Source organism: Pseudomonas sp. PLB05 (assembly GCF_021106615.1).
GTDB lineage: Bacteria > Pseudomonadota > Gammaproteobacteria > Pseudomonadales > Pseudomonadaceae > Chryseomonas > Chryseomonas benzopyrenica.
Window position 1 is genome coordinate 41,413 of sequence record NZ_JAJOHO010000003.1, and the last position, 19,427, is coordinate 60,839.

General features: G+C 67.3%; 19 protein-coding genes and 2 pseudogenes. 11 read left to right on the forward strand and 10 right to left on the reverse strand.

Annotated elements, in window-relative coordinates; genetic code table 11:
- Positions 1 to 73 precede the first annotated feature (73 nt).
- Together LRS53_RS12895 and LRS53_RS12900 are read left to right on the forward strand one after the other, a co-directional pair.
- Positions 74 to 658 carry a UPF0149 family protein gene (locus LRS53_RS12895; RefSeq protein WP_173148137.1) on the forward strand — a complete coding sequence of 195 codons (585 nt, stop codon included), beginning with the start codon at positions 74 to 76 and terminating at the stop codon, positions 656 to 658.
- Positions 659 to 661: 3 nt separating this feature from the next.
- Entirely contained in the window at positions 662 to 1,060 is a 399-nt protein-coding gene (locus tag LRS53_RS12900; RefSeq protein ID WP_068383999.1) for a YbaN family protein, read from the forward strand.
- A gap of 63 nt (positions 1,061 to 1,123) precedes the next feature.
- Here LRS53_RS12900 and LRS53_RS12905 read toward each other — a convergent pair whose 3' ends face one another.
- From LRS53_RS12905 to LRS53_RS12920, 5 genes and pseudogenes are all read right to left on the reverse strand, one after another.
- The gene (locus LRS53_RS12905; protein ID WP_017641752.1) at positions 1,124 to 1,300 is read right to left on the reverse strand and encodes a hypothetical protein; all 177 of its coding nucleotides are present in this window, start codon (positions 1,298 to 1,300) and stop codon (positions 1,124 to 1,126) included.
- Between the two features lie 57 nt (positions 1,301 to 1,357).
- A complete protein-coding gene (locus tag LRS53_RS12910) occupies positions 1,358 to 1,969 on the reverse strand; it encodes a tRNA-uridine aminocarboxypropyltransferase (protein WP_068383997.1) in 612 nt (203 codons plus the stop codon).
- Between the two features lie 62 nt (positions 1,970 to 2,031).
- Positions 2,032 to 3,033 (reverse strand): annotated as a pseudogene (locus LRS53_RS23935) (methyl-accepting chemotaxis protein); the annotation flags it as partial.
- 282 nt (positions 3,034 to 3,315) lie between these two features.
- Positions 3,316 to 3,597 (reverse strand): annotated as a pseudogene (locus LRS53_RS23940) (PAS domain-containing protein); the annotation flags it as partial.
- A 104-nt stretch (positions 3,598 to 3,701) separates the two neighbouring features.
- Complete coding sequence (locus tag LRS53_RS12920; RefSeq protein WP_231356153.1) at positions 3,702 to 4,604, reverse strand: LysR family transcriptional regulator; 903 nt, start codon at positions 4,602 to 4,604, stop codon at positions 3,702 to 3,704.
- A gap of 136 nt (positions 4,605 to 4,740) precedes the next feature.
- Between LRS53_RS12920 and speB the strand changes: the two genes are divergently transcribed.
- The 3 genes from speB to LRS53_RS12935 all read left to right on the forward strand — a co-directional run bounded on the left by speB (position 4,741) and on the right by LRS53_RS12935 (position 8,775).
- Entirely contained in the window at positions 4,741 to 5,691 is a 951-nt protein-coding gene (speB, locus tag LRS53_RS12925; protein ID WP_231356154.1) for an agmatinase, read from the forward strand.
- 135 nt (positions 5,692 to 5,826) lie between these two features.
- Positions 5,827 to 7,332: a purine-cytosine permease family protein gene (locus LRS53_RS12930; protein WP_231356155.1), complete on the forward strand. Its 1,506-nt coding sequence runs from the start codon at positions 5,827 to 5,829 to the stop codon at positions 7,330 to 7,332.
- A 63-nt stretch (positions 7,333 to 7,395) separates the two neighbouring features.
- Positions 7,396 to 8,775 (forward strand): sodium:solute symporter, encoded by a 1,380-nt coding sequence (locus LRS53_RS12935; protein ID WP_231356156.1) that lies wholly within the window; start codon positions 7,396 to 7,398, stop codon positions 8,773 to 8,775.
- Between the two features lie 53 nt (positions 8,776 to 8,828).
- Here LRS53_RS12935 and LRS53_RS12940 read toward each other — a convergent pair whose 3' ends face one another.
- Positions 8,829 to 10,091 carry a cytochrome P450 gene (locus LRS53_RS12940; protein WP_231356157.1) on the reverse strand — a complete coding sequence of 421 codons (1,263 nt, stop codon included), beginning with the start codon at positions 10,089 to 10,091 and terminating at the stop codon, positions 8,829 to 8,831.
- 199 nt (positions 10,092 to 10,290) lie between these two features.
- Here LRS53_RS12940 and LRS53_RS12945 point away from each other — a divergent pair, with 199 nt between their 5' ends.
- The gene (locus tag LRS53_RS12945) at positions 10,291 to 10,944 is read left to right on the forward strand and encodes a DUF2238 domain-containing protein (RefSeq protein WP_231356158.1); all 654 of its coding nucleotides are present in this window, start codon (positions 10,291 to 10,293) and stop codon (positions 10,942 to 10,944) included.
- On the opposite strand, the gene LRS53_RS12950 is transcribed toward LRS53_RS12945, so the two are convergent.
- The gene (locus tag LRS53_RS12950) at positions 10,941 to 12,635 is read right to left on the reverse strand and encodes a dihydroxyacetone kinase family protein (protein WP_231356159.1); all 1,695 of its coding nucleotides are present in this window, start codon (positions 12,633 to 12,635) and stop codon (positions 10,941 to 10,943) included. The two genes, LRS53_RS12945 and LRS53_RS12950, sit on opposite strands and share 4 nt — an antisense overlap.
- A 212-nt stretch (positions 12,636 to 12,847) precedes the next feature.
- On the opposite strand from LRS53_RS12950, the gene msrP reads away from it, so the two are divergent.
- The gene (gene msrP / locus LRS53_RS12955) at positions 12,848 to 13,858 is read left to right on the forward strand and encodes a protein-methionine-sulfoxide reductase catalytic subunit MsrP (RefSeq protein ID WP_231356160.1); all 1,011 of its coding nucleotides are present in this window, start codon (positions 12,848 to 12,850) and stop codon (positions 13,856 to 13,858) included.
- Positions 13,858 to 14,469, forward strand: a complete 612-nt coding sequence (msrQ, locus tag LRS53_RS12960; RefSeq protein WP_231356161.1) for a protein-methionine-sulfoxide reductase heme-binding subunit MsrQ — start codon at positions 13,858 to 13,860, stop codon at positions 14,467 to 14,469. The genes msrP and msrQ overlap by 1 nt, the downstream gene beginning before the upstream one ends.
- A gap of 168 nt (positions 14,470 to 14,637) precedes the next feature.
- Here msrQ and LRS53_RS12965 read toward each other — a convergent pair whose 3' ends face one another.
- Together LRS53_RS12965 and LRS53_RS12970 are read right to left on the reverse strand one after the other, a co-directional pair.
- Positions 14,638 to 15,237, reverse strand: coding sequence for an START domain-containing protein (locus LRS53_RS12965; RefSeq protein WP_231356162.1), 600 nt, complete (start codon positions 15,235 to 15,237; stop codon positions 14,638 to 14,640).
- A gap of 50 nt (positions 15,238 to 15,287) precedes the next feature.
- A complete protein-coding gene (locus LRS53_RS12970; protein WP_231356163.1) occupies positions 15,288 to 15,542 on the reverse strand; it encodes a YkgJ family cysteine cluster protein in 255 nt (84 codons plus the stop codon).
- A gap of 185 nt (positions 15,543 to 15,727) precedes the next feature.
- Between LRS53_RS12970 and LRS53_RS12975 the strand changes: the two genes are divergently transcribed.
- Both LRS53_RS12975 and ppnP read left to right on the forward strand, forming a co-directional pair.
- Entirely contained in the window at positions 15,728 to 16,279 is a 552-nt protein-coding gene (locus LRS53_RS12975; RefSeq protein ID WP_068383975.1) for an exonuclease domain-containing protein, read from the forward strand.
- Between the two features lie 83 nt (positions 16,280 to 16,362).
- Positions 16,363 to 16,644: a pyrimidine/purine nucleoside phosphorylase gene (ppnP, locus tag LRS53_RS12980; RefSeq protein WP_017641737.1), complete on the forward strand. Its 282-nt coding sequence runs from the start codon at positions 16,363 to 16,365 to the stop codon at positions 16,642 to 16,644.
- A gap of 84 nt (positions 16,645 to 16,728) precedes the next feature.
- On the opposite strand, the gene pdxB is transcribed toward ppnP, so the two are convergent.
- Positions 16,729 to 17,892 (reverse strand): 4-phosphoerythronate dehydrogenase PdxB, encoded by a 1,164-nt coding sequence (pdxB, locus tag LRS53_RS12985; protein ID WP_231356165.1) that lies wholly within the window; start codon positions 17,890 to 17,892, stop codon positions 16,729 to 16,731.
- Positions 17,893 to 18,022: 130 nt separating this feature from the next.
- On the opposite strand from pdxB, the gene LRS53_RS12990 reads away from it, so the two are divergent.
- Positions 18,023 to 19,384, forward strand: a complete 1,362-nt coding sequence (locus tag LRS53_RS12990; RefSeq protein WP_017639686.1) for an MATE family efflux transporter — start codon at positions 18,023 to 18,025, stop codon at positions 19,382 to 19,384.
- Positions 19,385 to 19,427 lie beyond the last annotated feature (43 nt).

Sequence of the window (19,427 nt, forward strand, 5' to 3'; positions counted from 1 at the left end):
CGACGTGACCCGGGCGCTCGTCTACAATTCCGGCCGTTCTGCCCTTTCGAATCCTTTCCGAGGTAAGTAGCCGATGTCCTTCGCCGAACAATTGACCCGTCTGCGCGATTTTCTCGATGCAGACGATCTGCACGAAGAAGCGCTCGACTACGTAGCCGCCCATGGCTACCTGACCGCCCTGTCCATTTGCCCGGAAGAGGTTCCCGAACGCGAGTGGATCGATGCCCTCTTCGCCGAACCGCCGCAGTATCGCGATGCCGCCCAGCAGGAAGAGATCGAGCGCGCCCTGGTGCAGCTCAAGGCGCACATCCTGCGCGTGCTGGGCAGTGACGAAGAGCTGGACCTGCCCTGCGACCTGGAGCTCGGCCCCGAGCCGGACGACTCCGAGCTGCGCGGTTGGTGCATCGGCTTCATGGAAGGCGTGTTCCTGCGCGAAGCCGTGTGGTTCGAAGACGCCGAAGACGAGGTCAGCGAGCTGCTGCTGCCGATCATGGTCGGTTCGGGCCTGTTCGATGAGCAGCCGGAATTCGCCGAGATCGCCCAGGATCGCCGCCTGGTCGCCGACATGATGGTGCAGATCCCGGAATTGCTGACCCAGCTATTCCTGCTCTGCCATTCCCCCGAAGAAAAGCCGGCGCTGCTCAAGCCGCGTCACTGAGCGATGGACGAAGCCACTCCCAGACCCCGCCAGCGCAAGGGCTGGGTCCGCTACCTGCTGCTGGGCCTCGGCTGGCTCAGCGTGGCGCTGGGCATCATCGGCGCCTTTCTGCCGCTGCTGCCCACCACGCCCTTCCTGCTGCTGGCCGCGGCCTGTTTCATGCGCAGTTCGGAGCGCTTCTACCTGTGGCTGATCAACCACAGGTGGCTGGGACCCTGGGTCAAACCCTACCTGGAAGGCGACGGCATCCCCCTCAAGGGCAAGGTCTACGCCATCGTCGCCATGTGGATCAGCGTGGGGTTTTCCTGCTGGCTGGTGCCCTATGTCTGGGCACGGGTGGCGGCCTTTACCAGCTGTGCGGCGGTTACGGTCTACCTGCTCAAGCAGAAGACCCGGCGCTAGCCGATAGGCATGAAAAAGGGCGATCGTTGATGATCGCCCTTTTTCATGGGTGACGCCGTGGCGTCAGGCGGCGCTGGCCATGGGGGTTGGCGGCGCCTGATCGGGGACGGTGGGCTCGCCCGGCTCGCTGGGCTGGATGGGCGCCGGATCGGGCTGATCGGGCTCGCCGCCCGCGCGGGGCAGGCCAAAGGCGGCAAGGCTGGCGAACTCGTCGTGCGAATGGATCGGGAAGCGGGACATGGCGTGACTCCTCTGCTGACTCTCTAGGTAGAGTGGTCCGGCACCTGGGTAATTCCCCTAGTCACGCTGCTCCGGTCCGCCATGATTGCGTGCAAAGGTTTCCGGCCCCATGGCGGCGATCTGGCCGTCGATCAGCGCCTCGAAAGGCGCGAGCAGCGCATCGAAGCGGCGTGGAGCCTCCAGCGCATTCAGCGCCGCCACCACGGCCTCCACGGTCGATAGCGCATCCGGCGCCGGGGCCTTGCGCACCCGGTAGCGCGAAGGGGCGCCAGGCGGCAGGGTGAGCCTGGGCAACGCGGCCAATAGCGGATTGGCGTGCAGCAGCAGCCGTGCCTTGCGCCAGGTGCCGTCGGGAATCACCAGCAGCCGTTTCGACTCGATCTTAGCCGGGGGTGGCACGAGGTTCACCGTGAGCGCTTCGGGTCCGGGAAACAGCAGCCAGGCGTCATGATCGGCGAGCCAGAGCGGCAGGTCGGCAAAGGTCTCGCCGATCTCCAGTTGCGCATTGCTGAGCCCGAGGGCGACCAGACGTGCGGTGTTGAGGGGATGGCGCCGCTCGCTGGGATGCTGCAGCAACAGCACCCGCGTGCGACTGGCCAGCGCAGGGATCAGCGCGCACAGGCAGAGCGACAGGGGACGCTGGCAGCGCGCGCAAGCGGGACGGGACATCAGGGCTTCCAGAGCGAATCGAGGCGGCGATCATACCGGATCGCCGCCGCCCTCCCCGTGACTCAGCGATTGAAGCGGGCGGTGAGATCGTGCAGGTAGTCGGCCATGCCCTCCAGTTCGCGACTCAGTTCCGAGCCGCGCCGGGCCTGGGCGGAACTGTGGTCCGAGAGATCGGCGATGCGGCTGATCTGCCGATTGATGTCTTCGGACACGTGGCTCTGCTCCTCCACCGCGGTGGCCATCTGCTGGCTCATGGCGGTGATGAGGCTGACCGATTCGCTGATGCCTTCCAGGGACTCGCGTACCGCCGCCGAATGGCGTTCGCTCTGGCGCGAGGTCTCCTCGCCGCGACTGGCGGTGGCCACGGCGCGGTCGGCATTGGCCTGCAGATTGGCGATGATCTGGTGGATCTGCTCGGTGGACTCGCGGGTACGGGAGGCCAGCGAGCGGACCTCGTCGGCCACCACCGCGAAGCCGCGACCGGCTTCACCGGCGCGGGCGGCCTCGATGGCGGCGTTGAGCGCCAGCAGGTTGGTCTGTTCGGCGATGGCGGTGATGACATCGGCGACGCTGCCGATGCTCTGGGTGGAGCTGGCCAATTCGCCCACCGCCTGGCCGATGTCGCTGACCGCCGCGCCGAGTTCACGCATGGAGGTCAGGCTCTCTTCAGCCTTGTCGCGTCCGGAATGCACCATGTTCTCCGCGTTGGCGGCGGCTTGGGCGGTTTCCTGGACGTTTTGCGAGACCTCGTGGATGGTGGAGGTCATCTGGGTGATGGCGGCGGCGGATTGATCGGTCTCATGGCGCTGCTGTTCCAACAGCTCCGCCCCGGACTGGGACAGCTGCGAAGACTCGCGGGCCTTCTGGCGCACGCTGTCGCCAACGTCGGCCAGACGCGTCAAGGCGGTCTGCAGGCGCGCGGCTTCGCTGTGCAACGCCAGGTCCAGACGCGCCGGAGCGCCGATCTGGTCGCTGTAGGTCGGCGCGACCACATCGCTGGAGAACATCTTGGGATGATCGGCGAGGATGCGCTCGATACTGGCGCGCTGGCGATACAGCTGGTGGGCACTGACACCCAGCAGGGCGGCGACGATAAGGGCTGCCTGGGTCGTGTCATCGAGCAGGAAATGGCCGCTCAGGATCACCCCGGTAGCCGCCACCGCCGACCAGCAGGCGGCGATGGCGCTGCCCAGGCGGCGAGTCATAGGCACGGGAGCCTTGCCGGCATTGATCCGGGCATAGAGCTCGCTGGCGCGGCGCACCTCGTTGGCACTGGGCAGGGAACGCACGGATTCGTAGCCGATCACCCGCCCCTGTTCCAGGATCGGCGTGACGTAGGCACTGACCCAGTAGAAGTCGCCGTTCTTGCAGCGATTCTTGACGATGCCCATCCACGGCTTGCCTTCCTTGAGGGTCGCCCACATGTGGCCGAATACGGGCGGCGGCATGTCGGGATGACGCACCAGGTTGTGCGGACTGCCGATCAGCTCCTCCCGCGTATAGCCACTGATGGCGATGAACGCTTCGTTGCAGTAGGTGATGTTCCCCTGCAGGTCGGTGGTGGAGATGAGTCGTTCTTCTTCCTTGAAGGTACGGCCTTGCTGGGTGACCGGCAAATTCGTGCGCATGCGGGTGCCTTATCTAGCGGGTTATCTACTCCATGGGACATCAACCATTTAAATGGTGGCTAATTGCCCGCACAGGTGAAAACGGTAACCCCTTGGTTATCGTCCTAGTCACTATCGGCATGTTGCATCTGGGCTTTAAGGATGCGTTGAAAACTTTGGATAAGTGGCTCGCGACCCCGCCCTCGGCGGGTGATGAGGGAGAACGGCGCCTGATAGCCAAAGGTCGCCGGTTGCAGCGCCTTGAGGCGCCCCTGGTCGACCCAGGCATGGACGTAGTGCTCCGGCAGATAGCCGATATAGGCGCCGGAGAGGATTAGAATCAGCTGGGCCTCCATGCTTTCCACGGTGGCGGCGCTTTCCTTGAAGCCATGGCGTGCCAGCTCGGCCTGACTCCAGTAGCCGCGCCGCACCATGCGCTGGCGGGTGATCACCTCGGCAGGGATACGCCGCTCCTGGAACAGTGGATGCCGATCGCTGCAATAGAGCCAGTGCTGCTCGCGATAGAGCGGCTGGTAGACCACCCCGTTCATGCGCGCGGAAAAGGCGCCCACGGCGAGATCCAGCCGTCCCTCCAGCACGCCCAGCTGCAACTCGTAGGGACTGGTCACCGCCAGATGCAGGTGAACGCCGGGATAGTCGTGGGTATAGCTGCCGATCACCTGAGCCAGCGGCAGCGCCGGCTCGCTGGATAGTGAATCCAGTACGCCCAGGTTGAGGGTGCCGCTCAGTTCGCCCTTGAGGGTGGTGGCATAGCGTTCGAAGCCTTCGATCTCGCCCAGGATGCGCAGCGTCTCCTGGTGGAAGAGTTCGCCCTTGCTGGTCAGGGCGAAGCCACCCCGGCCGCGATGACAGAGGGTGACCCCGAGCTGCCCTTCCAGCTGGCTCATGTAGGTGCTGATGGCCGAGGTGGACAGGTTCAGCTCCTGCTGCGCCGCGGCGAAGCCCTGGTGGCGTACCACGCAGGCGAACAGCTTGAGCAGGCGGATGTCGTGGAGAGCATTGGCCATGGCGGACTCCCGGTGGACGCGGCCCGGCAGTCTAGCCATTAGTTCAGAAATCTCTGAAGTGATTTTTTGCCCGCGCCGATTCTTCGCCTGTCAGCGACTTTGCACAATCGGGTCATCAGCACAACGAGGATGACCCGTGGAAAAGATCCTGCACCAGCCGCTGGGCGGCAACGAGATGCCCCGCTTCGGCGGCATCGCCAGCATGCTGCGACTGCCCCACCTCGCTTCCCCGGCCGGACTTGACGCCGCCTTCATCGGCATACCGCTGGACATCGGTACCTCGTTGCGCTCCGGCACCCGCTTCGGGCCGCGGCAGTTGCGCAGCGAATCGGTGATGATCCGTCCGTACAACATGGCCACCGGCGCGGCGCCCTTCGACTCCCTGAGCGTCGCCGACCTGGGCGACGTCGCCATCAACACCTTCAACCTGCTGGACACGGTGCGGCTGATCGAGGAGCACTACGACCGGGTGCTGGAGCATGATGTCATCCCCCTCACCCTGGGCGGCGATCACACCCTGACGCTGCCCATCCTGCGGGCCATGAAGAAGAAATACGGCAAGATCGGCCTGGTGCACGTGGATGCCCATGCCGACGTCAACGAGCACATGTTCGGCGAGAGGATCGCCCATGGCACCACCTTCCGCCGCGCCGTGGAAGAAGGCCTGCTGGACTGCGACCGGGTGGTGCAGATCGGCCTGCGGGCCCAGGGCTATGCCGCCGACGACTTCGACTGGTGCCGCGAACAGGGCTTCCGGGTGGTGCAGGCCGAGGAGTGCTGGCATCAGTCCCTGACCCCGCTGATGGCCGAGGTGCGCGAGCGGGTGGGCGGCGGGCCGGTATACCTGTCCTACGACATCGACAGCATCGACCCGGCCTGGGCGCCAGGCACCGGTACCCCGGAGATCGGCGGCCTGACTACCATCCAGGCGCTGGAAATCATCCGCGGCTGCCGCGGCCTCGATCTGGTGGGCTGTGACCTGGTGGAGGTGTCGCCGCCCTACGACACCACCGGCAACACCGCCCTGCTCGGCGCGAACCTGCTCTACGAGATGCTCTGCGTGCTGCCGGGGGTGACCTACCGCTAACCCCTTAGGTGCGGTGACCCGCCATGACGGTCGCCCACCCGCTGTCTTTCGCTGCCGAACACCGGCGGGCTCCTGGCCCGCCGACAACAAGAACGCGGGCCCTGCCCTGCGTATAACCGTGTCGAGGCGTCATCCATGGACCATCATGACGGCATCACCCGTATCGAAACCTTCGGGGTCGAGCAGATTCCCGACCACGAACGCCATGCCACCCCCTTCGATCTCTTCCGCCTGATCTTCGGCGGTGCCAACACCTTCGCCACCGCCGTCCTGGGTAGTTTTCCGATCCTATTCGGCTTGTCGTTCCAGGCCGGGGTGCTGGCCATCGCGAGCGGGGTCCTGTGTGGGGCGCTGATCCTGGCGCCCATGGGTCTGTTCGGCGCGCTCAACGGCACCAACAATGCCGTCTCCTCCGGCGCTCACTTCGGCGTGCATGGGCGTATCGTCGGCTCCTTTCTCTCCCTGCTCACCGCCATCGCCTTCTTCTCGCTGTCGGTGTGGAGTTCCGGCGATGCCCTGATAGGCGGGGCGCAGCGCCTGGTCGGGCTGCCGGAGAACGCCCTGACCCTGGGCCTGGCCTACGGACTGTTCGCCGTGCTGGTGCTGACGGTCTGCCTCTATGGCTTTCGCTTCATGCTGTGGGTCAACAAGATCGCCGTGGTCAGTGCCAGCCTGCTGTTCCTGCTCGGCATCCCGGCCTTCGCCGGCAGCTTCGATGCCAGTTACGCCGGCACCCTGCGACTGGGCGAGCCCGGCTTCTGGGCCGCCTTCATCGGCGCGGCGCTGGTGGCCATGAGCAATCCGGTGTCCTTTGGCGCCTTTCTCGGCGACTGGTCGCGCTACATTCCCCAGCGGACGCCGCGCCGACACATCCTGCTGGCGGTGATCGCGGCTCAGACCGCCACCCTGATTCCCTTCCTGTTCGGCCTGGCCACCGCCTCCCTGGTGGCGGTGCAGGCCCCCGCCTATATCGCGCAGAACAACTATGTGGGTGGCCTGCTGGCCATAAGCCCCACCTGGTACTTCCTGCCGGTGTGCCTGCTGGCGGTCATCGGTGGCCTGTCCACCGGCACCACGGCGCTCTATGGCACCGGCCTGGATCTCTCCAGCGTGCTGCCACGGTTGTTGACCCGGGTGCGGGCGACCCTGCTGATCGGAATGGCGGCCATCGCCTTCATCTTCGTCGGGCGCTTCAGCTTCAACCTGGTGCAGAGCGTCTCCACCTTCGCGGTGCTGATCGTGACCTGCACCAGCCCCTGGATGGTGATCATGATCCTGGGCCTGCTGGTACGCCGCGGTTTCTACTGCCCGGACGACCTCCAGGTGTTCACCCGTGGCGAGCGCGGTGGCCGCTACTGGTTCCACCATGGCTGGAACTGGCGCGGCATGGGCGCCTGGATTCCCAGCGCCCTGCTCGGGCTGGCCTTCGTCAACCTGCCCGGCCAGTTCGTGGGTCCCCTGGGCGAGCTGGCCGGCGGCATCGACCTGAGCCTGCCCCTGGCCCTGGGCAGCGCCGCCCTGCTCTACCTGGTCCTGCTCCTGCTGTTCCCGGAACCGGTTGCCGTCTATGGCCCGGCCGGTGCACGGCGCCCCAGACGCCGGCGTGCCCGCGCAACACCTCCAGGCATCCGCGCCGCCTGATCCCGAACCCTGTCACGGGGCCGGCGCGCCCGGCCTTGCTCAGCCCTACAAGAGATCTCGTCAATGATCCTGGATATTTCCGTCGTCCTGGCCTATGCCCTGGCCATGTTGTTGCTCGGCTGGTACGGCATGCGCCGTGCCCGCAATCAGGAGGAATTCCTCGTCGCCGGCCGCAACCTCGGTCCGGCCTGCTACCTGGGCACCATGGCCGCCACCGTACTGGGGGGAGCCGCCACCGTGGGCACGGTGCGACTGGGCTACGTCCATGGCCTGTCCGGCTTCTGGCTGTGCGCCATGCTGGGGGGCGGCATCCTGGTGCTCAACCTGTTTCTCGCCAAGCCACTGCTGAAGCTGCGCATCTATACCGTGACCCAGGTGCTGGAACGGCGCTACACGCCTCTGGCGCGCCAGGCCAGCGCCGCCATCATGTTCGTCTATGCGCTGATGCTCAGCGTGGTCTCGGTGCTGGCCATGGGCACGGTGATCCAGGTGCTGTTCGAGTTGCCCTTCTGGAGCGCCATTCTGCTCGGCGGCAGCGTGGTGGTGATCTATTCCAGCATCGGCGGCATGTGGTCGCTGACGCTGACCGACATCGTCCAGTTCGTCATCAAGACCGCGGGCCTGATGTTCGTGCTGCTGCCGATCTGCGTGACCCGGGTCGGCGGCTGGGACGCCCTGGTGGCCAAGCTGCCGGCCAGCGCCTTCGCCCTGACCACCCTTGGCTATGACACCATCTTCACCTACTTCCTGATCTACTTCTTCGGCATCCTCATCGGCCAGGACATCTGGCAGCGGGTCTTCACCGCGCGCAGTGAAGGCGTGGCGCGGGTGGCGGGCAGCCTGGCCGGCGTCTATTGCGTACTCTATGGTCTGGTAGGTGCGCTGATCGGCATGTGCGCCCGGGTGCTGCTGCCGGACCTGGGCGATGCCAACAACGCCTTCGCCGCCATCGTGCGCAGCGCGCTGCCGGACGGCATCCGCGGCCTGGTGATCGCCGCCGCGCTGGCCGCCATGATGTCCACCGCCAGTGCCGGACTGTTGGCGGCCTCCACTACCCTGACCGAGGACCTCCTGCCCCGGCTGCGTGGCGGCAAGGCCTCGACCCTGGGCATGGCACGTGGTTTCACCCTGCTCACCGGCCTGGCCGTGCTCGCCGTCGCCTTACTGGTGAATGACGTCATCGGCGCCCTGACCCTGGCCTACAACCTGCTGGTGGGCGGCATCCTGGTGCCGTTGCTCGGTGCCATCCTCTGGCCGCGCGCGACCACGGCCGGAGCGCTGGCGAGCATGCTGCTGGGCTCGATCGCGGCCATCGTCTTCATGCTCAAGGACGGCCTGGAGGCGAATACGCCGATCTATTTCAGCCTCGGCCTGAGTCTGGTCAGCTTCGTGCTGGTGAGTCTGCTCACGGCGCGTACCCATGTGGCGCCGCGGGCTGCCTGACCGGCCGCTGCTGCGCGAGCGCCATGACGAGGCGCTCTGACACCTGTGGCAAGCTAGGCCACCGAACTACGGGTGCGCTGCACTGCCTGGACCTCGCTCAGGATCAGGCCACTGGCGGGGCGCATCGGCATCCGCGCCAGATCGATGCGCAGATCCTGGGTTGGCACTTGGTAGGTCATGTCCTGCAGCAGCAGGCGCAGGGCGGAGGTCATGAGCGCCAGGGCGATGCCTTCGCCCGGACAGCGGTGCTGACGGGCCACATCACCGCCGCCCTGGGGTACGAAGGCGGCGCCCGGGATCGCCTCGGCGACAAAGCGCATGGGCTCGAACACCTCGGGACGCTCCCAGCTGCGCGGATCGCGATTGGTGCCATAGAGATCCAGCACGACGCGGGTGCCGCGGCGGAAGTCGACGCCGTGCCACGCGAAGCTTTCCCGTACCCGCGCCACGGTGAAGGGAAAGAAGGCGTAGAAGCGTCGCACTTCCTGGGCGAAAGGCAACCGGGCGGCGGGATCGGCCCGCAACCGTTCGCGCCAGGCCGGTTGCTTGTACAGCGCCAGGGCGGCAAAGGTGGAAAAGCGTGCTACGGCCACCGTTGGCCGCAGCACATTGAGCAGCTCCACCGTGGCCACCCGTGGTGACAACGGCTGACCATCCGGCTCCCGGTGCTGCGCGATCAGCGCCAGGGCGCTGCCAGTCGGTGCCGGCCGCTTGCGGGCCTGCTCGACCTGCCCGCCAAGCCAGCGCTCCAGCCGCCGACGTGCCCGGCGAGCGCCCAGGTTGGCCAGGCCTGGGCTGCCGGCGCCTTCGAGCAGCGCGACCAGGTCGGCACAGCGCTGCCCCTCCTCTTCCAGGGCCAGGGTGACGCCCGCCCAGTCGCAGACCGCGCGGGTATAGAGGCGATGCAATTCGTCCAGCAGGATAATCTCGCCGCGGCTCTGCCAGCTGGGCAGCCTGGCGCGCCATTCCCGTTCCACCCGGGTGATCAAGGCCTCCACCCGCGCCGGCCGGGTAATCTCAAGGAAGAGCGCCTTGCGCTGGCGGTGAGCCGCACCATCCAGCACCTGGACGCCGCCTTCGCCGAACAGTGTCTGGCGCAGCGACCGGGGCGCGGCATCCACTCGGGTGAAACGTTCCTCACGATAGAAGAGCTCCACCGCCGCCTGGCCACGCAGACAGAGGGTGGGCTGCAGGAACAGCCGGGTGGCGAAGACATCGCTATCCAGGCGATCGCAGCGATTGCTGATGAAGGCATAGCCTTCGCGCAACAGTGCCAGGCTCGAATCGAAAGCCGAGAGCGGTGGCAGGATGGACATCGAGAGCTCCAGGGGAGGGAAAGGTCCTGCCCGTGGGACCGCGGGCAAGCGGCGCCGGTGCCTCCGCTGCGCTTGCTGTTTTTGCAGCGACGCCGCGACGATATCGGGTCGCCGCATTCGAACGCTGGCGGTCGAGCGGAGGTCCACGCAGCAGGGGCCGTCGTCGCGACGCTCCGCATTCCGGACAAGGCTCTCGCGTTTGAACCCCACCCGCTGTTCCCGTCTGCAACTCCTTCTTCTGCTGACCCTGGCCGTCCTTACCCTGGCGCTCGGCTGGTCCCCCTTGGACCGTTTCACCTGGACGATCGAGCAGCTACTGGTGATCATCGCCGTGCTGGGCGTGGCCCTGGTCCAGCGACGGCTTCGGCTGTCGGCCAGCGCCAGCCTGCAACTCTTCGGCTTTCTGGTGCTGCACCAGATCGGTGCCCACTACACCTATTCCCGGGTACCCTACGACGACGCCTGGCAGGCCCTGACCGATTACCGGCTGACCGAGGTCCTGGATCTGCAGCGCAACCACTACGATCGGCTGGTCCACCTCGCCTATGGCCTGCTGTTGGCCCGGCCAATTCGGGAAGTGGTCCAGGGCCTGACCGGACTGCGCGGCTGGCGGAGCGCCTATGTGGCCCTGGAATTCATCCTGGCCTCCTCAGCCGGTTACGAATTGATGGAATGGCTGGGCGCCGATCTGCTGGCGGGCGACGCCGCGGAAGCCTTCGTCGGCGCCCAGGGCGATCCCTGGGACGCGCAAAAGGACATGGCCCTGGCCTTCGTTGGCGCCCTGCTGTCGCTGGTCTGCCGCCATGGCTGGCCCGGTCGCCGCGGGACCGTCCATGGCGCTGACTCGCGCTAGCGGGCGATCACGGGTTCCAAGGCTTCCAGCCAGCAGACCACCGCCACGGCACCGCCATCGGGAATGCCGCGGGCCCGTTCGCCCAGGTAACTGGCGCGACCCTGGACCGGCAGCATCTCGGCGGTAGCCGCGGCGCCCTCGCGAGCGGCGGCGAGGGCCGTGGCAAAGGCCTGCGCCGGGCTGGCACCAGCCCGGGCACCGTCCGACAGGGCATCCGCTGCCGGTCGCAAGGCATCGAGCATGGTGCGCTGGCCCGGTTGGGCGCCGCCGAGTTCGGCAAGGGCCTGGACGCCGCCATCGAACGCTTTGGCCCATTGAGCCAGCGTGGGTCGCTCCACCCCGTCCAGCACCTGGGCGGCGCGGACCAGGGCGCAGGCGTAGAAGGGTCCGGAGCTGCCGCCGATGGCGCGGCGCAGAGCCTGCCCCATGGCTGCCAGGGCACTGGCCGGGGCGTACCAGGCGCTGGCTGGCAAGGCGCGCAGCGCTTCGGCGCCACGGGCCAGGCTGGTGCCGAGATCGCCATCCCCGGCGCGGCTGTCCAGGTCGGTGAGGCGAGCTTCGTTGGCCAGCAGGCTGGCGATGATCGCATCTGCCGCCCCCTGCAGGCGCTCGGCCAGGGGACCAGGGGTGCGTGGGGTTGTTTCGGCTACCGCTACAGGTGCGGGCAACAGCGTGGGTGCAGCCGGTACCTGGCCGAAGCCCGGCCAGGCGCGGGCCAGGGTCGGCGCATCGAGCAGCGCCAGGCGCGCCTCATCCACCGGTAGCAGCGACAGCGAACAGCCGGGCATGTCCAGGGCGCTGAGAAAGATGCCGGTCCAGGCCCGCGCCACCACCAGACCGCGCTGACGCAACTGGAGCAGTGCCGCCCGCGCCATCAGCGCGAGTTCCAGCGGCGGCGTCGCGCCCAGGCCATTGACCAGCAGCGCCAGGCGCGTCCCCCTGGCGTAGCCGCCGTCTTCGATGAGGGTATCCAGCAGCCGCGCCACGGTGGCGTCGGCGCCCAGCCAGGGGCCGCGCTCGACGCCCTGCTCGCCATGGATGCCGAGGCCCCACTCCACCTCGTCCTCCGCCAGCTGGAAGCCTGGGTGCCCCACCGCCGGTACCGTGCAGGCGCCCAGGGCGACACCCATGCTGCGCAATTCGGCACTCGCGGCGTGGGCCAGGCTGGCCACCTCCGCCAGCGGCCGACCGGCTGCGGCCGCCGCGCCGGCAAGCTTGTGGATCAGCACGGTGCCGGCGATGCCGCGGCGCCGCTCCGGAGCCACGGTATGGCGCAGGGCGGCGTCGTCGGCCACCAGCACCGTCTCGACCGGAATGCCCTCGCTGCGCGCCAGTTCCGCGGCCAGGCCGAAGTTGAGACGATCACCGGTGTAGTTCTTGACCACCAGCAGCGCCCCGGCGGGACCGGCGACCGCCCGGATCGCGGCCAATACGGCATCCACGCTGGGCGAGGTAAAGACGTCACCAGCCACCGCGGCGGTCAGCATTCCGTCCCCGACGTAGCCGGCATGGGCCGGCTCGTGGCCGCTGCCCCCGCCGGAAATCACCGCCACCGGGCGTTCGGCGGCGGCCAGGGGCTGGCGCAGGATGACCTGTTCCTCGGCCAGCAGGGCCAGGCCGGGATCCAGGCTGACGAGACCTTCGAGCAGTTCGCGAACCACCGCGGTGGGGCTATTGATCAGCTTCTTCATCGGGCACTCCTGAGGGCGAGAGGTCGCCGCAGTATGGCACGGGGTCCCGAAGGTGCCTGGCGACGGCCTGAACGTCCCGCCCGTCCGAGCGCAACGGCCTTCCGCCGGACCGGGACGGCGGGCTATCGTTGGCGTGGGAAGCTTTTCACGACCGGGATGTCTCACGCTGTTAGCCAGCCGCTCCCTGTCGAGCGCCCCCATCGAGGTCCGTCATGCCGATCAAGATCGTTCCGCGCTCTGCCTGTCGTGGGTCGGAGATCACTCCCGAAGCCGTCTACCTGTCCCGGCGCCAGTTGCTCGGTACCAGCGGCGCCCTGCTCGCCGGCGCCGCCCTGCCCGGCTGGGCCCTGGCCGCCGCGTCCAGCTACGGCGACGTCGAAGCCGCCAAGGGCCCGGACTGGTTCGAGCGCAAGCTGCCGGATACCCGCTGGCAGGCGGCCACGGTCAAGGGCGAAGACATCACGCCCTTCAAGGACGCCACCCACTACAACAACTTCTACGAATTCGGGCCGGACAAGAGCGATCCCGCGGCCCATGCTGGCCAGCTGCCGACCCAGCCCTGGAGCGTGGTGGTCGACGGCGAGGTGGGCAAGCCAGGCACCTACGGCCTGGAAGACCTCTTCGGCCCCGAAACCCTGGAAGAGCGCATCTATCGCATGAGATGCGTCGAGGCCTGGTCCATGGTCATTCCCTGGCTGGGCTTTCCGCTGGCCAGCCTGCTCAAGCGCGTCGAGCCCACCGGCAAGGCCCGCTACGTGAGGTTCGAGACGCTCAAGGATCCGCAGCACATGCCCGGCATGAACTCCAGCTTCGCCCTGCTGGACTGGCCCTATGTCGAAGGCCTGCGCCTGGACGAGGCCATGCATCCGCTGACGCTGATGACGGTAGGCATGTACGGTCGGGTGCTGCCCAACCAGAATGGCGCGCCGCTCCGCCTGATCGTGCCCTGGAAATACGGCTTCAAGGGCATCAAGTCGATCGTGCGGATCAGCCTGGTGGAAGAACAGCCGCGCACCACCTGGCAGGGCATGGCACCCAACGAGTACGGCTTCTATGCCAACGTCAATCCGGAAGTGGACCACCCGCGCTGGAGCCAGGCCCGCGAACGGCGCCTGCCCAGCGGCCTGTTCAGCCCCAACGTGCGGCCGACCCTGATGTTCAACGGCTATGGCGAGGAAGTGGCTTCGCTCTACAGCGGCATGGATCTGCGGAGAAACTACTGATGGGCTTGCTGCTCTGGCGGGTCGCGGTGTTCATCGCCGCGCTCTGCCCGCCGCTGTGGTGGCTGTACCAGGCCTGGATCTTCGCCCTCGGTCCGGATCCGGGCAAGGCACTGGTGGACAAGCTGGGCACCGGCGCCCTGGTGCTGCTGTTGCTGACCCTCACCCTGACCCCGCTGTCGCGCCTCACCCGCTGGAAGCTCTGGCCGGTGATCCGCCGTCAGCTCGGGCTCTGGACCTTCACCTACGCCCTGTTGCACTTCCTGGGCTACCTGGCTTTCGTCCTGGGCTTCGACCTGTCGCAACTGGGGGTGGAATTGCAGCGCCGGCCCTACATCATCGTCGGCGCCGCGGCCCTGCTGATCCTGTTGACCCTGTCCGTCACTTCCAACCGCCCCGCCATGCGCCGCCTGGGCAAGCGCTGGAAGGAACTGCATCGGCTGGCCTACCTGGTGCTGGGCCTGGGGCTCTTGCACTATCTCTGGATCGTGCGCTCGGACCTGGAAGAGTGGTCGATCTACGCCACCATCGGCGCCGCCTTGCTGGCCTTCCGCCTGGTGGACGGCTGGCGGCGCAAGAAACGCAGTCATTCGGCAGCCAACCCGGCTCGTTGATTACCACCGCTGAAGCAGAGAGGTGAATCCCCTGTGCTTCAGCGCTATAGGGGTGGTATTAAAAAGGGCTACCAGGGAATACCTATGGACCGGCAAGATCCAGCATAGGGGTGGTATAAGAAAGGCCCGGCGCCACGGGAACCAGGCCTTTTGCCTAGAGACGCCGGATCAGCGCTGCGCGGCCTGGCGCAGACCCTTCAGGGTGTTGAGCGGGGCATCCACCACGAAACTGTTGGCCAGCCAGGACGGCACGCTGCCACCGGGCTCGCTCTGGGCCTCGTAGGTCACTTCCGAGCCACCGTTCCTCGGCACCACGCGCCACTGGCCTTGGAAGCTCGCCACTCGCACATAGCCATCGGCGGCAGGACGATAGTCGGGCTGGCCTTCGAGGGTGCGGGTGAAGCCGCCGTCGGGGGTCTTCTGCTCGGTGATATGCAAGACCACGTCGCGCGCGGTCACCGGCCAGGGCATGTCGATGCGCATGTAGGTCCAGGCCTGGTTGTCCTGGCGCTTGAGCACCTGCAGCGACTGGCAACGGAAGATCCATTTGCAGGAGCCCACCGGATCGTCCTGCAGCTTGGCGATGGTGGCTGGATCGGCCTTGATCTGGACCACGCCGCGATAGGCCTTGTACTTGGAGCCAGCGACGGCGCGGGTATAGACCTGGATACCGTCTTCCTGCTTGGCGAGTTGCCAGTCTTCGGCCTGGGCCAGACCAGTGGCGGCGAGCAGGGTCAGGGCGAAGATGGAGCGAAGCGGCTTGTGCATGGGACGTCCCTTGTTGTTGTGATTGTTGGAGAGCGCAGTTCAGAACCGGATCAGGCGGCGGTTTCACCCTCCAGCCGCAAGAGGTTGGCCATGGCCTCGGCGCTGTTGCTGCCGCAGAAGGCCAGCTCGGCCCGGAAGCCGCCGCACACCGCCGGGCGCAGCGGAGAGCCGAACAGATCGCAGCGATTGGTACTGTCCAGGTGGGCGCAGCGCACGCCGGAAGGCTTGCCCTGGGGCATGCGTGGCAGCGGTGAGGAGATCGACGGCGCGATGCAACAGGCGCCACAGCCCGGACGGCATTCCATGGTGAAACTCGCTGGAGAAGAGGCTTGAAGCTTAAAAGCAAGGCTGGAGCCTCACAAGCAAATCGTGACCAGATGTCGCTATCGAGTCATGAATGTAACATTCATTCGCACGATGCTACGCAACCCAGAGATTTTTCGGCCGTCATATCTGCGATGAGCGGGGCGGCTGGCCCGAGGGCGTGACGATGAAGCATTGGCTGGTGCTGGACCTGGAGGCGACCACCGACGAAGGCGGCTGGCCGCTGGAGTTGATGGAAATCATCGAGATCGGCGCGGTGATGGTGAACGCCGAGGGGCAGGAGCTGGATCGCTACCAGAGCTTCGTCCAGCCCGAGCGCCTGCCGCTGCTGACGCCCTTTTGCCGCGACCTCACCCACATCAGCCAGGCGGATGTCGATGGCGCCGAGCCTCTGGCGGGCACCTGGCTGGGCTTCGAGCGCTGGCTGGGCGCCTATGAAACCACCCTGGCCGGCTGGTGCAGCTGGGGCGATTTCGACCGCCGCCTGCTGGAGCGCGCCTGGCGCGAGCATGATCTGCACACCCATCTGGCGCGGGTACCGCACCGCAATCTCAAACAGGCCTTCGCCAAGGCCCGCGGTCTGGCGCGCCCGCTGGGTCTCACCGCCGCGTTGGAGTCGGCGGGGCTGGCCTTTACCGGGGTGCTGCACCGTGCCGAGACCGATGCGCGCAATACCGCCAAGCTGCTGCCGGCCAGCCTGCCCGCCTTCGCCCGCTAGTCGCGGTGTGGACCGGTGACAGCCGGGGACGGCCTTGGGCATACTCGCGGACGCTTCTAACCGCTCTCGCACAAGGAAATCCGATGTTCAAGGTCAACGAATACTTCGACGGCACCGTCAAATCCATCGCCTTCAGCCTCAAGTCCAAGCCGGCTACCCTCGGCGTCATGGCCCCTGGCGAATACGAATTCGGCACCAGCCAGCTGGAGATCATGCACGTGGTGGCCGGCGCCCTGACCGTCAAGCTGCCGGGCAGCGAGAGCTGGGAAACCTTCGCTGCGGGCAGCCAGTTCACCGTGCCGGCCAACGCCAAGTTCCAGCTCAAGGTCGCGGAAGACACTGCCTACCTCTGCGAATATCACTGATTTCGCGCGTCCCGTCTCTCGGCCATCCAGGCCGACTGGCGGGGAGCCGCTGTCCTGCCTGAACGCTTCCGCTCCGCCTCGGTCCTAAGCGACACCGCCGCTTTCGGAGTCGTCGCCATGTCGCCAGTCGCAGCCCAGGGCACTCGCCAGCCGAGCCACGCCCGCCCCTTCGAGCAGCAGCCCCGGAATCTCCCGACGCATGGGATAGCCCTTGCGCAGGGCGTCGAACGCCTGGGCGCGCGCCAGGGCCGGCAGGCCGAGGGTCGCGCGTAGCGCCGCATCGTCGTCGCGCGGATCGTAGACCGCGCGACAGACACGCTTGAAGGCCGTCGCCTCGGGCGCATCTCCGCTGAACACCAGGCGCTTTAGCTGCTGCGGTGGCAACAGCTCGCCCAGACTCAACCGTGGCGTCTCTCCCGCCCAGGCGCAGAACGCCTCATAGATCTGCGCGGTGCCGCGCCACTTGCCTTCCAGGCTGTGCCCGGCGATATGGGGCGTCACCAGCTGACAGAGACGGGCCAGTTCAGGATCGATACCTGGCTCGCCTTCCCAGACATCCAAGGCCACCTTCAGCTCGGCGCCACCGGCCAGATGCGCACGCAGCGCGGCGTTGTCGACTACCTCGCCCCGGCAAGCATTGAGCAGCCAGCTGCCCGGACGCAATCTCGCCAGGCGCGTCGCATCGAACAGGTGCAGGGTGCGCTGTTCGCCATCACGGACCAGCGGGGTGTGCAGACAGACCACGTCACACCGCGCGATCAGCTCATCCAGGCTGTGGAAGTCGCCCTGCTCAGTCGCCTGACGCGGCGGATCGCAGACCAGTACCTTCCAGCCCAGTCCGCGCAGCACCTTGGCGAGGCGGCCGCCGACCTGACCGGCGCCGACGATGCCATAGGTACGCTGCGCCAGGTCCGTACCGGCGCCATCGGCCAGCGCCAACAGCGCGCCAAGCACCCAGTCCACCACCCCACGGGCATTGCAGCCGGGGGCATTGCTCCAGCGGATGCCCGCCTGCTGCAGATAGCCGAGATCGAGATGATCGGTGCCTATGGTGCAGGTGCCGACGAAGCCGACCTTCGAACGTGCCAGCAGCGTCTCATCGATGCGGGTGATGGAGCGCACCAGTAGCGCATCGGCGCGGCGCACGGCTTCGCGATCGAAGGCGCGGCCGGAAAGGCGTTCGAGGGTCGCATGGGGTCCGAAAAAGGCGTCCAGCAGCGGTATGTTTTCGTCGGCAAGGATGTGCATGGCCGGGCACTCGCAAGGGCGGGGATCGGCACTTTAGCAGGCCATTCGCACCAGGCAACGGTCGCCACGAGGCTTGCCACGGCGGCCATGAGGTCTAGACTATTGGCCCCGAAGCTGACCGACCGCTCAAGTGACCTCCTCTCTACCTCGTATCAGACGCGAATTCGGCGCCCTGCTCTCCCTGGCCGCGCCCATCGTCATCGCCCAGCTCTCCCATTCGGCCATGGGCTTCGTCGACGCCGTCATGGCCGGTCGCGTCGGCCCGCTGGACCTCGCCGCCGTCGCCCTGGGCAACTCCGTGTGGATTCCGGTGTTCCTGCTGATGACCGGCATCCTGCTGGCGACCACGCCCAAGGTGGCCGAGCGCCACGGCGGCGGCCGCAGCCAGGAGATCGGTCCGCTGGTGCGCCAGGCGTTGTGGCTGGCCCTGGGCTGCGGCCTCATCGCCAGCCTGCTGCTGCTCAACGCCCGGCCCCTGCTGGTGGCCATGCATGTCGACGCCCAGCTGATCGGCCCGACCCTGCTCTATCTCAAGGGCATCGCCATGGGCCTGCCCGCCACCGCCTTCTACTATGTGCTGCGCTGCTTCAGCGACGGCCTCGGGCGCACCCGGCCGGCGATGCTGGTGGGCATCGCCGGTCTGGCGCTGAACGTGCCGCTGAACTGGATCTTCATCCATGGGCACCTGGGGCTGCCGGCCCTGGGCGGTGCTGGGTGCGGCTTCGCCTCGGGCACGGTGATGTGGGCGATGCTGCTGGCCATGCTGGCGATCATCCGCACCGAGCGCTATCGCGCCTGCGCCCTCTTCGCGCGCTTCGAGCGACCGCACGGGCCGACGCTGCGCGCCCTGCTGGCCATCGGCGTACCCATCGGCATCGCGGTGTTCGCCGAATCCAGCATCTTTTCCGTGGTGGCCCTGCTGATCGGCGAGCTGGGGCCGACCGTGGTCGCCGGGCACCAGGTGGCGCTGAATTTCTCCGGCCTGGTGTTCATGGTGCCCCTGGCGCTGGGCATGGCGGTGACCGTCCGCGTCGGCCAGGCGCTGGGGCGCGGCGAGCCGCGCGAGGCCCGTTTCGCCGCCGGCGTCGGCATGGCAGCCGGGCTGCTCTGCGCCTGCGTCTCCTGCACCCTGATGCTGACCGCGCGCACCTTCATCGCCGGCCTCTACTCCCAGGACCTGGCGGTGATCCAGCTGGCGGCCTCGCTGCTGGTGTTCGCCGGTATCTTCCAATTCTCCGACGCCATCCAGGTCACCGCCGCCGGCGCCCTGCGCGGCTATCAGGATACCCGGGCGACCATGGTCATTACCCTGCTGGCCTACTGGGGCGTGGGCTTGCCGGTGGGCTGGGCGCTGGGCCTGAGCGACTGGTTCGGGGCACCGCGTGGCCCAGCCGGGCTGTGGCAGGGGCTGGTGCTGGGTCTGACCTGCGCGGCCATCCTGCTGTCGGTGCGCCTGGCCCGCAGCGCCCGTCGACGCATCCACAGCGCCTAGCGCGCTGCCCTTGCTACACTGGCCACCTCGTCGCGGACGGCTG